Source organism: Acetobacter sp. A11-2, from assembly GCF_040208445.1.
Classification (GTDB): Bacteria; Pseudomonadota; Alphaproteobacteria; order Acetobacterales; family Acetobacteraceae; genus Acetobacter; species Acetobacter oryzoeni.
The window spans coordinates 1,523,614-1,536,321 of sequence record NZ_CP157843.1 but is presented as its reverse complement, the minus strand read 5'-3'; the positions used below and the strand labels follow the sequence as shown (position 1 = coordinate 1,536,321).

Sequence of the window (12,708 nt, the reverse complement as noted above, 5' to 3'; positions counted from 1 at the left end):
GGCAGCCTATACCGCACAGGCAAAGCAGGTGGTACATAAAAAAGGGGTATGGGCCAACTGGTGGCCCATACCCCTTTTGTGCACCGATTTAAAAAATCAGTAGCGGTAGTCGTGGTGCTTGAACGGGCCGTTAACGTGCACGCCAATATATTCGGCCTGCTCTTTGTTCAGCTTGCTCAGATGTGCGCCAACCTTGGCCAGATGCAGGGCAGCAACCTTTTCATCCAGCTTTTTGGGCAGGGTGTACACCTTGGCTTCGTATTTACCTTCCGGCGCTGTCCACAGTTCAATCTGGGCCAGTGTCTGGTTGGTGAAGGAAGCAGACATCACAAAGGAAGGGTGGCCCGTGGCGTTGCCAAGGTTCACCAGACGGCCTTCGGACAGAACAATTAGGCGCTTGCCATCGGGGAACACAACTTCGTCCACCTGCGGCTTGATGTTGTCCCACGTGAAGTTACGCAGCGCGTTGATCTGGATTTCAGAATCAAAGTGCCCGATGTTGCACACAATGGCGCGGTTTTTCATGGCGCGCATGTGGTCAAGCGTAATTACGTCCACGTTGCCGGTAGCGGTTACAAAGATGTCACCACGGGGGGCACCTTCTTCCATCGTCACCACTTCGTAGCCTTCCATGGCGGCCTGAAGAGCGCAGATGGGGTCTACTTCCGTAACCAGAACGCGGCAGCCTGCATTGCGCAGGGAAGCAGCAGAACCTTTACCCACATCACCATAACCGGCAACAACGGCAACCTTGCCAGCCATCATCACGTCTGTGCCACGGCGGATGGCGTCCACCAGGCTTTCACGGCAGCCATACAGGTTATCGAACTTGGATTTGGTAACGCTGTCGTTCACGTTAATGGCCGGAACCTTCAGCGTGCCTTTTTTCTGCATTTCCCACAGGCGGTGCACACCTGTTGTGGTTTCTTCAGAAAGGCCTTTCACGTTGGCCAGCAGTTCGGGGTATTTGTCGTGCATCAGCACGGTCAGATCACCGCCGTCATCCAGAATCATGTTCGGGGTCCAGCCATCGGGGCCCTTCACTGTCTGTTCAATGCACCACCAGAATTCTTCTTCCGACAGGCCTTTCCATGCAAATACGGGAATGCCCGCAGCAGCAATGGCAGCCGCAGCGTGGTCCTGCGTAGAGAAGATGTTGCAAGATGACCAACGCACCGTGGCGCCAAGGGCCACCAGTGTTTCAATCAGCACGGCGGTCTGGATGGTCATGTGCAGGCAGCCGGCAATGCGTGCGCCTTTCAGCGGCTTGCTCTGGCCGTATTCCTCGCGCAGGGCCATCAGGCCGGGCATTTCGCCTTCGGCAATGGAAATTTCCTTGCGGCCCCACTCAGCGAGAGAGAGATCCTTAACCTTGTAATCGCTCATATTATCCTGTCTTCCTGTGCAGATCGGGCTTTTCTATACAGCGTGGGGCAGGTGGATGCCAGCTGAAACCGGCATGGCAGATGCAGCCCCTGCATGCTTGCCGCTTGCATATGGGCTTTTTTTCTGGTGTCCAGATGCAACATGTCCTGAATGATCTTTAAGACTACGCCGGGTTTTTTGAATGTCTGTGCTCCGTTCCGTTCTGTTTAACGTTCTGGCTTTTCTGCTTACGCTGCTTATGGGCGTTGGGGCTTTTCCCATTCGCTGGTTTGCGCATGGGCTGGCGCTGCCTTATGCAAAATTGTGGTCTCGGCTTGTTTTGGCGCTGTTTCGCAGTATTTGCGGCGTAAAGGTGGAAATTACGGGGCTGGAGCATCTGCCCGCCAATGGGCCGGCACTTATTGCATCTCAGCATCAATCCGCTTTTGATACGTTGGTGTGGATGCTGCTGCTGCCCCGCCCATGTTATGTGATGAAGGGTGAACTGCGGCGTATTCCCCTGCTTGGCCCCATGCTGGTTTTAACCGGCATGATGCCTATTGAGCGTGCAGCAGGGGCCAAGGCCATGCGCATGCTGTTGCAGGAAACAGACAAAGCCCTGAAGGCAGACAGGCAGATCATTATTTTCCCTGAAGGCACACGCACAGCACCGGGTGAGCACGTAGCACTTAAACCGGGCATTGCCGCCATGGCCAACCACGCCAAACTGCCGGTTATTCCGGTTGCTACCAATTCTGGCCTGTTCTGGGGGCGCAATGCGTTTTTCAAACGCTCTGGCGTTTTGCACATCGCCATTGGCCCAGCCGTAGGCCCAGCCAAGCGCGCGGCCTTGCTGGCAGATATTGAGGCGGGATGGCGTGAACAGGAAAAAACATTTCAGCCCATAGCCTGAGAGCAGGGGATAAAAACTGCACAAAAGCATGTGGATAACTTTGTGGAATTTCTTTTGCCCATATGGGTGGGTGCATCAGTAATCGGGCATCTTTTTCTGTAAATATCTGTAAAATGCAAATTGAATACTTTGTAAATTTTTTGTGAATGACAAAACTGTCGCGTTTTTGTCTTTCATATCAAGGGCTTTTTTTAGAAGGTGCCTTCCCCTGCAAAAAACAGCATCAGGTTTTCCCTCCAACTTGGTGCGAATATGACAGAATAAGGGCGCAGTCCCCTTACCTGTGGATAAAAGGCGGGACTCTGTGGGAAACCGCCATGAATGTTCAGGAAAAGGGTGTGAATGAAAAAAGCGTTTCTTAATGTTGCGGCAGGTGCTGGTGGCTGCTTTCTGGTTTTAAGTGGCTATTGGTGGGCAAGTGCGCAGTATCTGCAAAAACAGGCAGATAATATGCCATCTGGGTGTCAGGCTCATTACACATCTCGCGCTGTAAATGGGTGGCCATGGCGTGCGCGGTTAGATACACAAAACATGCGTATGGTGTGCACGCCATTATTGGCTGCGCGTTCTTCTGCTTTTCAGATCATTTACGCTGCGGCGCGCGTTACGGCAGATACCGCGTTCTGGCGGCCCTTTTTCATACATGTGCGGCTGATTAGCCCGATGGTGATGGAAACACTCCATAATGGGCAGGAAGAGGATGACGCTCCTGTTATTCTGCATATGGAGGGAGACCCCATAGAGCTTGACCTTCCGTTAAGCAGAAAGGCGGCGGGCCATGCGGCTTTTCAGGCGCCGTTCCTGCATGTGCTGTTTCCTGCAGGTGCCAGCCATATGGGCGATATGGTGCTGCAAAATGTGCGGGGCAAAGCCTTTTGGAACATGCAGGCAACGCAGGAGCAAAGCACGGCCTCGCTTTTTGTAAAGGCCCAGCGTTGGGGAATAACGGGTTGGCAGACAGTGCTGGAGCATGTGCAGGCCGCCATTGCCATACCCGGGCCAACAACAAGTGTGCGCGAAAGCATTTTTCCATCCAATGGTGCAGCTGCATGGCCAGATGTTCTAGTGCAACGCTTTACAGCCCACTGGCGTGGTTTGAACCTGAACATGACAGGGCAGGTGCGTGGCGGAGAGCTTTTGCGCCCCACGGGTGATTTCTGGCTGAGCGTGGCAAACTGGCAGCCCTTTTTAGAGAGCTTGCGGCGTGAAGGCACACTTTCTGCGCAGGAGGCCACAGGCATGGCCACCATGTTGGCGCGTGTTACGCGGGAACAGCCGGGCAACCTGCAAATGCCGCTGATGTTGCGTAACGGCACCATGCAGTTGGGAACCCTCCCTGTTTCTGCCTTGCAACCTGTTTTTCAGGCAGCGCGCCATGCCGCGCAGGAAGCCGGAGCGCAAGCCGGGCACGCCCCCTGAACGGAAGTGTTTAGAACGTATCTTTTTCGCGGCGCAGTTGTGCAAAGGTTTGCACATTCTGCGCGCGTAAAAAGGGGTTAGTGGCACGTTCCATACCCAATGTGGAGGGCACGGTGGGTTTGTTTTCCGCCCGCAGGCGGCGCACTTCGGCTACACGTTCCTTTAGGGCCGCATTATGTGGCTCTGCGTGCAGGGCAAAGGCGCTGTTGCCTAACGTATATTCGTGCCCACAATAAACGCGCGTTGCATCTGGCAACGCATCCAGCTTGTGCAGGCTTTCAAACATCTGTTCGGCAGTGCCCTCAAACAGTCGGCCACATCCAAGGCTGAACAGCGTATCCCCACAAAAGAGAGAGGGCGGGTTGGGGAAGTCATAGCAAATATGCCCCAGCGTATGGCCCGGAACAGCAATAACAGTGCCGATGCACGCACCCACGGCAATGCTTTCTTGATCATGCAGTGCAATATCCAGTGGCGGCATACGCTGTTGTTCGGCGGCCGGGCCAGCCACACGGGCATGATAGCGTTGGCGCAGGGCTTCTGTGCCGCCGGTGTGGTCATGATGATGGTGTGTGAGCAAAATCAGATCTAACCGCCCGCCTTCTTTTTCAATAAAATTGGCAACGGGGGCTGCTTCTCCGGGGTCTATCACTGCGGTGGTGCCTGTTTCCGTATCACGCAGAAACCACGCGTAATTGTCGGATAGAACGGGAATGGCCTGAACATCCAAAGGCATGAGGAAAGCTCCTGCTGTGAAAGTTTGGGAATAGGGAAGGCAAATCATGACGGGGTCACAAACCGTATGATAGACATGCAGGATGCTTGATGTCATGCCGCCGGAAAGCAGTTTTTACACAACAGCAAGAGGCCAGTGTTTTCTGGCTCTGGTTGGTGAACGCCTGCGCTGGTTCTGGCCAGATCTGGGGCAGCAGCATGCTGTGCTGGGTTTGGGGCATGCCGCGGCTTATCTGGAAAAGCTGGAGAGCGGCAGAAACACGCCAGCCTGTTTGGTTGCGGCCAATGCGCCGCAATGGGATGCCGCATCCATTCCGGGCCGAAGCTGTGTGGTGGATATGCACGGCTTGCCGTTTCAGCCCGAACAGTTTGACCGCGTGCTCATGGTGCATGCGCTGGATGATCGCAAACAATCCGTGTCTGTTCTGCGGGCCGCCGGGCAGGTGATGAAGCCTGATGGCAGGCTGCTGTTAATTGTGCCCAGCCGTTTTGGTGGCCGGGCGCGGTTGCGGGGCACGCCATTCAGGCACGATGCAGCTTTTTCGCGCCGATGTCTCAAGCAAATGCTGGCTGCGGCCATGCTTAAGCCGGAACAGTGGGATGAAGCCCTTTTTCTGCCCACGGGCGCCATGCGCTGGATGCGCCATAACGGGCGAAAAATGGATATTGCGGGCAAGGTGCTATGCCCCGGCGCAGGTAGCCTGATACTGGTGGAAGCGGTGCGGGATGAGTATTCAGCCCTTTCCCTGCCGGTAAAGCTGCGGCAGCGTTGGCTCTCCCGTTCCCTGTTGCCGGTAAGGGGCACAGCAAAGGCTATACAGGACAGAAAATACGTTTCGCGCATTTCGCGGCGCTGAATAGATTGTCATTAATCGGCTGTCATGGTGTTATCCGCCGGATTTCATAGCAGGTTGGGGCCGGGTTCCATTTTCACCTCCTTTGTTCTTTGCAGTTTGCTGGCAATATTTGCTGCGCTGGGCGTTTTTGCAGTGCTGCCAGACAGGCTTCTGCGCGGCGCTGCGGTTTGGCGGGCAGAAATTATGGGTGGTCTGTGGGCGCTTTCTGGCGTGCTGGCCATTGTGGGGGCTGCGTGCAAGCTGGAGGGCGAACTCAGCTGGTTTCCGGTTTTCGGGCTGGATGGCCCGGCCTTGCCCATGCTTGTTTTGCTGGCGTTTGCCGGTGGCGTAGCCGGTAGCGGCGCTGCGGCGCTGGCCTGCGTGTTTGTGGGGGTGGGCTTTCTGGCTCTTTCGCCTCTTGTTTTCGGGCTGCTTACCGGCACGGCATTGGTGCTTCTGGCCGCGGGCGGGTGGCGCAGTGTGTGCCTGCCATTTGCCGTGCTGCCTGCCTGTATTCCTGCAGATAGCCCGTTTTGCGTGCCGCTTTTGTGCCTGACAGTACTGCTGATGGGCTGGGCGGTTTCTGTGCAAAAAGGCCCTACGGCTGTGCTGCCCGGCATGGTTGGGCTGTTTTTGCTGGGCCGTCTGTTGGCAGAGGTGGGCGAACTTTCTGTGCTGCCGCAGGTCATGCTGGTGGCAAGCGGATGTTTGGTGGCAGCAACAGGCACGTTGCAGGCCATGCGGGATAAGGGGCTGGCACGTATTGCCTCCGGCCTATGTGCAGCATGGTATGGCATATTGGTGGTGGCTGTTGCGCTGGCTCTTGTTTCCAGCTTTGGCGGTATGGAAACATTCCGTATGGCCATTATTCTGGGTATGGGCGCACCCATGCTGGCCCTTATAGGTTTGCTATGGCTGGCCCAATGGCAGCAGGCAGAACCAAAGCGCCGCATTGCCTCTCTTTCCGGGCATGTGCTGGTTGCGGGCCTGTTAATGCTGTTTTCCATTATGCCGCCATTTGGCGGGTTTGCCGTTTTATGGAGCCTGCTTGTTGGCGCGTATGATGCCATTGCCGTGGCGCAACCCGTTGGCGCGTTAACTATTATGCTGCTGCTTACGCTGCTGGGCAGCATTATGGTGCTTATGGGCGCTGGGTTGTTGCGGGCAGGTGCTGCGCTGCTGTTTCCTTCCACCATTTTTCAGCCGCATCAGGCCCCTGTGGCGGCAGAGTTTGTATGGCCAAGCTGGATATGTGCCGGAGCGGCCCTTTTGCTTGTGCTGTTGCCGGGGGTATGGCTTTCGCTGGCAGATCATCTGGTGGTGGGGCCTGTTGTGCCGCCTCTCAAGTGGAACCGCATTGCCACAATCTGGCTGGAAGGCGGAGGGGCCAGTTTTACGCCTGTTTTTACATTACTGGCGTTGGGCGCGGCTTTGGCCGCTGCCGCCCTGTTGGTGCGGTTGTTGGGTTTTTTGCCTTTTGGGCGTGTGATCAAGCCAGTGCCCGTGTGGCGCCAAGGCGCCCCTATTATCCAGCCTGCTGAAGGCCATACGGTTTCTTACGAAGGTGCAGCCCCTTTATGGCCAGCCTGCATGGCGCTTTTTGGGCTTGCGGCAGAAACCCGAAAGGACAGAAGGCTGGCCCGCCGTGGCCGTGTTGCTTTGCGCTATGGCAGGCGCTGGTTGTTCCGAGGGGTCGAATGGTGTGAAACACAGGGCCTTGTGCTGATTCTGCTGCTTTTGGGTGGTGGCCTGCTGGTGGGGCTGTTTGTAGGAAAATGAAGCAGGATTTAACATGGGGCTGGGCGTTTGGCTGCGTTGCTGCTTTAGCTATTCAAACCGCCCTTATGGTGCTGGTGGCGCCTTGGTTTGCGGGGTGGGTGCATCGTTTTGCCGGCCGATTGGTAGGTGAGCCCCGTTTTCCCGCAGGGGGAAGATGGCAGGAAATCTGGCATCAGTTCCGCAGGCCTTCCTTATATGGGCGGCAAGATGGGCTGAATGGTGTTTTTTGTGCCTTGGCGCTGGTGTTGGCGGTGTTGGCCTGTGGGCTGGTGCCTGTATTTACGCTTACCATGCCGGGCTTTCCTGCGCCGGGGATGCTGCTTGTGTGCACCATTCTGGTGGCCGTAGGCGTTTTGCTGGATCTGCCTCAGGCTGTGCAGGAAGCCTCTGCCGCACAACAAGGGTGCGCGGCCATTGTGGCCGATGCGTTGCTCTTGCCCGTATTAACCCCCGTGCTGTTGCTAACCGGAGCGCATGATCTGGTGGCCTTTTTAGGCAGGCTGCATGTGCTTTCTCCTATTACAGAAGGTGCGCCTTACGTTCTGGCGGGTGTGGCGCTGTTTTTGGCAACAGCCTTGGCAAGGCGGGATGAGCAAACAGCTTCTGCCACACTTTCCGGCCCGGATAGAGCCATGTGGCTTTTGGCCGCAGATTGCATGCAGATGTGCTGGGTTACGCTGGCGGCAGATGTGGCATGGGCAGGCAGCTTGGCCATGCCGGGAGAAAGCGGGGCCGAAAACTGGTTGACCCAATGTGTGGAAGGCCTGGGCCTGTGGATGTTCAAGCTGCTTGTGGCATCCTTTATGCTGGCGGTGCTGCGCATGGCTTTGCTGCCTGCGGGCCGCCGTGCGCGGGTGCGGTTGGGCGCCATTTTTCTGCTGGGCGTTCTGGCATGGCAGGTTACGTCCTCTCACGTTGCCGCTCCACCTGCGGAGCCGGAAAACCACAACGTGGAGGATGAAAACACCCAAGGCTATTCCACAGAGCCAGCGCCAGAAGGAGAACCTTCATGACACTGGCCGCTATTCTTATGCCCTTGCTGGCGCTGTGCGTTGTGGCGCGCGGTATCGGGTTTTTGCCCTTGTTGGGCTTGGTTGCAGCCGCCGCCATGTTGGTGGACGGTCATACGCCTTTGCAACAGGCCGGGGCAGCTATGGCTGTGGTGTTTGCCATAGGGCCGGTGTTGTTTTTGCTGCGCTATCAGCATGATGCCGCGCGGGAACGTACGGGAAGCGCCATACCCTTTTTTGCACTGGGGTTAATGGTGTTGCTGCTTTTGGCCTGCACGCGCGCAGGTGTTGCGGTGTTTCCTGCCAGTTTATGTGTGGTTGTGGCTGGTCTGGTTTCTGTTATCTGCCGGCAAAGCATGGTGTGGCAGTGGGCCGGGTTGCTTACATGCGTTGAGGGTGTGCTGCTGTGCGGCGTGCAGGCATCTCAGCCTTCTGTAGTGGGTGTGGCTGGTTTGGCTGGTGCTGTTGTGGCTGTGTTGGGGGGCATGTGCATCCATCGCATCATGCCGCGTGTGGTGCCATTGCGCCCACCTTCTGCTCGTAAAAAATCCTCTCCCGACTCTCCAGAAAAGAACGGAGATGCAGCATGACAGGCACAGCAGGGGCAGGCATGTTTCTGGCAGCACTGGCATTTGTGTGGCCCTTTTTGGGGGCGGCAGCCGTATGTGCGGTGCCTGTAGCGCGTAGCCGTGAGCTGGCAATATGGATGTCTGCCATAGGCTGTGTGCTGGCGCTGGCAGTTTTTGTATTTCCCGCATCGGGCGCAGTGGCCGCCGGGTGGGATGATGACCCCGTGCAGCGTGCCGGGCGTGTGATGCTGGCTTTTGGCCTACTGCTGATGGTGCTTGAAAACGGCATTCTGCATGACAGGCTGGTGCGTAGCCTGCCGCATGTTTCCACCGCCTTGGCGGGGCTTGCCTGTATTGCGCCAGATCCCGCTGTGGGTTTGGGTATTCTGGAAGCTGCTCTGGCATGGGGTGTGTTTGTTTTTACCCGCCCGGCCGGGCAGGCCAGAATGGGCTGGGGGCTTATCCGTAATAGCTCGGTTGGCACATTTTTGGTGCTTTCCGGCCTGTTGCTGCCCGCCAATACTGTTGTTTCCGGCTTGCTGATGGCCTGTGGTTTGGTGGTGCTCACCGGTCTTTCTCCGTTTGGGCAGTTCTGGCAGGATGAAAACGATACCTTCCTGTTTCTGCCTTTTGCCGGGGCGGCTCTGCTGCTGGCCATGCGCCTGCGCACACATGGGGGCGAGGCGTTTGAAACGGCTCTTGTGCTGTGTGGCCTGCTTTCTGTGTGGCTTACCGCCTGTGCCGGGCGCTTTGCAGACAGGCAAAGGCTGTTCCGCACCTTTCCATCCGCACTGGCGCTGATAGCGGTTGGTATTCAGGCCGATGTGGCGGCTTTGCTGTTTTTGTGCGGCTGGTGCCTTGCAGGCGGTGGGCGTGCAGGCCGTGGTTGGGCTGTTAACACTTTGGCGTGTTTTCCACCCGGCGCCCCGTTTGTGGGGTGCCTGCTTCTGCTTTCCATGATGAGCGATTGGTCATGGCCGTTGGCGCTGCTTACGGTTGCGGGCATTTTGGCGGCGGTTACGCGGGCTGTGCCTGCGCGGGATATTACGCATCATTTCTGGCCGCAGGATACTGCCGGGCGTGTGGCCTGTTCCGTGCTGACAGCCACGGGCCTGCTGGTGCCACTGGCCATGATGCTGGGAGCTTTCTGATATGAATGCAGCTTCTCATATCTGGGCGGGTGAGGAAACAGAAACCCCGTGGCGCTTTAGGCTGCAGGAAATGGCATGGCGAGATCTGGTAGATGCGCTCAAGCATGATGATCTGCCATTTGTAGGGTTGTGGTGCGATGGCACAGATGTGCACGCACTGTTTCTGCTAGATGGTCAGCCATTGGCAGCCACGTTGGCGTTGGAAGATGGCCGATACCCCGCACTTTCCCCCGCAAGAGATATTTCCTGCCTGTATGAACGCCGCATTTATGATCTGTATGGCGCAGAGGGCATGTGGGCGACTGATGTGAGGCCCTTGCTGGACCATGATGTATGGTCATCCTCCACGCCTTTGGCGGAGCATCCGGGTGCAGGGGGTGGGCAAAAAGGGCTTATCCATTTCCAACCCGCAGAGCATATGCACCAAGAGGGTGATATGGCAGATGGCTGGGGCCCAGCCACAGGCGGTATGGAACCGCCCGTGCATGTGGCGCTGGCCATGCGGGAAGGGCGTATTCGCGCAGCGGAAACCGTAACCGGTTATGCGCATAGGGGTATGGAACTACGCTGGCGTAATAGCCGTGTGGAAGATGCCTGCAAACTCAGCGCACGTGTGGCAGCGGGGCAATCTGTAGCGCATCAGGTGGCGTTTTGCTTGGCTGTAGAAGATGCGTGCAAGGAACAGGTGGGCCCGGAAATCCGTCTGCTACGTGTTGCGTTGCTGGAACTGGAACGTATTTGCCACCATCTTTTTCTGCTGGCGGATATGGCGCGTCTGGCCGGGGCGCGGTTGGTTGCTTCTGGCTGCATGGGGTTACGTGAAAAGCTGATACAGGAAGCCGCGCCCATTATCGGTTCACGCCTGTTGATGGATGTATGCGTGCCCGGCGGCCTCTCCCTGCGTCATGCCACGCAAATGGGCGATATGTGTGGCCGCCTGTGTGAACTGGCAGAGCGTGACTATCCGGCCTTGCTGGCCCTGTGGCAGGAATATCCGGGCCTTTCCATACAGTTGGCAGGCATAGGCAAGGTGACGGCAGATTTGCTGGAGCGTGTCGGGCTGGATGGGCCAACAGCACGTGCTGCCGGGTGGGATTGTGATGGCCGCCGCATGATGCCGGGTTATGAAGGCATATGGCGTTTTACCTCTGGCAGGCAGGACGGCACGGCGGAAGACCGCGCCATGCTTTTGCTGGAAGAAGTGGGCGAAAGCCTGCGCATGTTGGATGAAGTGGCATCCCGCATCGGGCTGACAGCAGGCGGCAGTGTGCAGCTTTCCATGCAGGATAGTGAAGGCACAGGCATGGTGGAGGGGCCGTGGGGCGGTATTCTGTACTGGGTGCGCCTAAAAGAGGGACGGGTGGAACAGGTGTTTGCCCGCAACCCATCTTCTGCCGCTTTGTTAACGTTTGAGGCCATATTGCCGGGCCATCAGCCAGATGATGTTGCCTTGCTTACACGATCATTGGATATCAACGCAGCAGCGCTGGATCAGTAAGCAGTGCAGGCGGGCGGAATGAAAGGCAAAAACACATGGGGCTGATACGCGCGGTATTTGATGCAGCCTTCAGGCAGGATATGCGGCGCATGAAGCCCGTAGGCCCACGCTGGCCGCTGCTTCTGTTCCATGTTGATACAGGTGGCTGTGGTGGCTGCGGAATGGAACTTCAGGCCCTGCGATATGCGCCATATGATATGGAAGGCGCAGGCTTTGGCTTTGTAACATCGCCCCGCAATGCTGATGTATTGCTGATAACGGGCGCGCTCACCCGTGCCATGGCTCCGGTGCTGGAAGCAGCATGGCAGGCCATGCCAACCCCCAAAGGGCTGATTGCCGTAGGAAGCTGCGCCTTGGATGGCGGCATGTTTCCTGAAAATTATACGGTATTGGGTGGGTTGGAGCGCCGGGTTTCCATAGATCTGAAAATACCCGGCTGCCCGCCTGCGCCTCAGGATGTTTTAAACGGCCTGTGTTCCCTGTTTGGCAAACAGGCCGTTCCCCCAAAGGAGGCTGAAACCTCAGCTGTGTGAGGGTGCTGGAGTTTCTTCTATGTCGTCTTCATCGGTTTGCAGGTCTTCTGCCGCTTTTTTGAGCCGCAGAAAGCTCAGGCGGCTAAGGGGTAGAAGAAAAACGTAAATCACGCCCGCAGCGGCCAACGCGGCCCACGGGTCTGCCACCAGCACCACAGCATAAAGCCCCGTGCCCAGCATAAGGGGCAGAACATACTGGGCAGGCACCTTGAAGTTTTTGAATGACCATACCGGCAAGGTAGAAACCAGAAGCAGCCCCGTGCTTGCCAAGGTAAGTGTGGGAATCCACGGTAGGCGTGTTAGCCGGTAAAGCCAGTCTATACCCAGTTTTTGCGCTTCCAGCCCCAGAAAGAGCGGGAAAAGAGCCAGCCCGGCACCTGCGGGGGCCGGCACGCCGGTAAAGAAGTTGCTGGCATATTTGGGCTGATGATGCTCCCCATCCAGATTGGCGTTAAAGCGCGCCAGCCGGAGCGCCATGCACACGGTAAACATAATGCACGGCAAAAAGGCATACCGTCCGCCATCCTTCAACGCCCAGAAATACAGCAGGAAGGAAGGTGCCACCCCAAAGCACAAAAAGTCGGACAGGCTATCAAACTCGGCCCCAAAGCGGGTGGAACCGCGCAGTAGCCGGGCAATACGGCCATCCAGCCCATCAATAAAAGCGGAAATCAGCAAGGCCACGGCAGCGGCCTGAAAACGCCCGTCCACAGCAAAGCGCATGCCCATAAGGCCACCGCACAGCCCCAACATGGTGAGAATGTTGGGAATGAGCCGGTTAAAGGAGGGCCCACGTATTTTGCTGCGGACCCGCCGCCGCAAACGGCGACGACGGCGCGGTGTTTCGGAAGTCTGCTGTGCAGGAGCAGAAGGAGATGAGGAAGGTTGTGTCACGATTGC

At 57.1% G+C, this 12,708-nt stretch carries 12 protein-coding genes; 9 read left to right on the top strand and 3 right to left on the bottom strand.

The window, feature by feature from the left end; all coding sequences use genetic code 11:
* Positions 1-96: 96 nt before the first annotated feature.
* A complete protein-coding gene (gene ahcY / locus ABNV41_RS07355) occupies positions 97-1,386 on the bottom strand; it encodes an adenosylhomocysteinase (RefSeq protein ID WP_003628366.1) in 1,290 nt (429 codons plus the stop codon).
* A 181-nt stretch (positions 1,387-1,567) separates the two neighbouring features.
* On the opposite strand from ahcY, the gene ABNV41_RS07350 reads away from it, so the two are divergent.
* Positions 1,568-2,278, top strand: a complete 711-nt coding sequence (locus ABNV41_RS07350; protein ID WP_050819473.1) for a 1-acyl-sn-glycerol-3-phosphate acyltransferase — start codon at positions 1,568-1,570, stop codon at positions 2,276-2,278.
* Between the two features lie 342 nt (positions 2,279-2,620).
* Positions 2,621-3,697, top strand: coding sequence for a DUF2125 domain-containing protein (locus ABNV41_RS07345; protein ID WP_050819474.1), 1,077 nt, complete (start codon positions 2,621-2,623; stop codon positions 3,695-3,697).
* Between the two features lie 10 nt (positions 3,698-3,707).
* Here ABNV41_RS07345 and gloB read toward each other — a convergent pair whose 3' ends face one another.
* Positions 3,708-4,433: a hydroxyacylglutathione hydrolase gene (gene gloB, locus ABNV41_RS07340; RefSeq protein WP_050819475.1), complete on the bottom strand. Its 726-nt coding sequence runs from the start codon at positions 4,431-4,433 to the stop codon at positions 3,708-3,710.
* Positions 4,434-4,515: 82 nt separating this feature from the next.
* On the opposite strand from gloB, the gene ABNV41_RS07335 reads away from it, so the two are divergent.
* The 7 genes from ABNV41_RS07335 to ABNV41_RS07305 are packed head-to-tail and all read left to right on the top strand — an operon-like array spanning position 4,516 to position 11,808.
* Entirely contained in the window at positions 4,516-5,289 is a 774-nt protein-coding gene (locus tag ABNV41_RS07335; protein ID WP_050819476.1) for a methyltransferase domain-containing protein, read from the top strand.
* Between the two features lie 24 nt (positions 5,290-5,313).
* On the top strand, positions 5,314-7,047 hold the full coding sequence (locus tag ABNV41_RS07330; RefSeq protein WP_349934514.1) for a hypothetical protein: 1,734 nt from the start codon (positions 5,314-5,316) through the stop codon (positions 7,045-7,047).
* On the top strand, positions 7,044-8,060 hold the full coding sequence (locus ABNV41_RS07325; protein WP_050819478.1) for a hypothetical protein: 1,017 nt from the start codon (positions 7,044-7,046) through the stop codon (positions 8,058-8,060). Before ABNV41_RS07330 ends, ABNV41_RS07325 begins: the two co-directional genes overlap by 4 nt.
* Positions 8,057-8,647: a hypothetical protein gene (locus tag ABNV41_RS07320; RefSeq protein WP_050819479.1), complete on the top strand. Its 591-nt coding sequence runs from the start codon at positions 8,057-8,059 to the stop codon at positions 8,645-8,647. Before ABNV41_RS07325 ends, ABNV41_RS07320 begins: the two co-directional genes overlap by 4 nt.
* A complete protein-coding gene (locus ABNV41_RS07315) occupies positions 8,644-9,777 on the top strand; it encodes a hypothetical protein (RefSeq protein WP_050819480.1) in 1,134 nt (377 codons plus the stop codon). The genes ABNV41_RS07320 and ABNV41_RS07315 overlap by 4 nt, the downstream gene beginning before the upstream one ends.
* A gap of 1 nt (position 9,778) precedes the next feature.
* The gene (locus ABNV41_RS07310) at positions 9,779-11,275 is read left to right on the top strand and encodes an NADH-ubiquinone oxidoreductase (protein ID WP_050819481.1); all 1,497 of its coding nucleotides are present in this window, start codon (positions 9,779-9,781) and stop codon (positions 11,273-11,275) included.
* Between the two features lie 35 nt (positions 11,276-11,310).
* Positions 11,311-11,808: an NADH-quinone oxidoreductase subunit B gene (locus ABNV41_RS07305; protein WP_012812682.1), complete on the top strand. Its 498-nt coding sequence runs from the start codon at positions 11,311-11,313 to the stop codon at positions 11,806-11,808.
* Here the strand turns inward: ABNV41_RS07305 and ABNV41_RS07300 are convergent.
* Positions 11,797-12,702, bottom strand: a complete 906-nt coding sequence (locus ABNV41_RS07300; RefSeq protein WP_050819482.1) for a phosphatidylcholine/phosphatidylserine synthase — start codon at positions 12,700-12,702, stop codon at positions 11,797-11,799. The two genes, ABNV41_RS07305 and ABNV41_RS07300, sit on opposite strands and share 12 nt — an antisense overlap.
* Between the last annotated feature and the right edge of the window lie 6 nt (positions 12,703-12,708).

Coding starts and splice junctions, on each gene's coding strand:
- ahcY (WP_003628366.1), bottom strand. CDS start 1,386: ATGAGCGATTACAAGGTTAAGGATCTCTCTCTCGCTGAGTGGGGCCGC.
- ABNV41_RS07350 (WP_050819473.1), top strand. CDS start 1,568: ATGTCTGTGCTCCGTTCCGTTCTGTTTAACGTTCTGGCTTTTCTGCTT.
- ABNV41_RS07345 (WP_050819474.1), top strand. CDS start 2,621: ATGAAAAAAGCGTTTCTTAATGTTGCGGCAGGTGCTGGTGGCTGCTTT.
- gloB (WP_050819475.1), bottom strand. CDS start 4,433: ATGCCTTTGGATGTTCAGGCCATTCCCGTTCTATCCGACAATTACGCG.
- ABNV41_RS07335 (WP_050819476.1), top strand. CDS start 4,516: ATGCTTGATGTCATGCCGCCGGAAAGCAGTTTTTACACAACAGCAAGA.
- ABNV41_RS07330 (WP_349934514.1), top strand. CDS start 5,314: ATGGTGTTATCCGCCGGATTTCATAGCAGGTTGGGGCCGGGTTCCATT.
- ABNV41_RS07325 (WP_050819478.1), top strand. CDS start 7,044: ATGAAGCAGGATTTAACATGGGGCTGGGCGTTTGGCTGCGTTGCTGCT.
- ABNV41_RS07320 (WP_050819479.1), top strand. CDS start 8,057: ATGACACTGGCCGCTATTCTTATGCCCTTGCTGGCGCTGTGCGTTGTG.
- ABNV41_RS07315 (WP_050819480.1), top strand. CDS start 8,644: ATGACAGGCACAGCAGGGGCAGGCATGTTTCTGGCAGCACTGGCATTT.
- ABNV41_RS07310 (WP_050819481.1), top strand. CDS start 9,779: ATGAATGCAGCTTCTCATATCTGGGCGGGTGAGGAAACAGAAACCCCG.
- ABNV41_RS07305 (WP_012812682.1), top strand. CDS start 11,311: ATGGGGCTGATACGCGCGGTATTTGATGCAGCCTTCAGGCAGGATATG.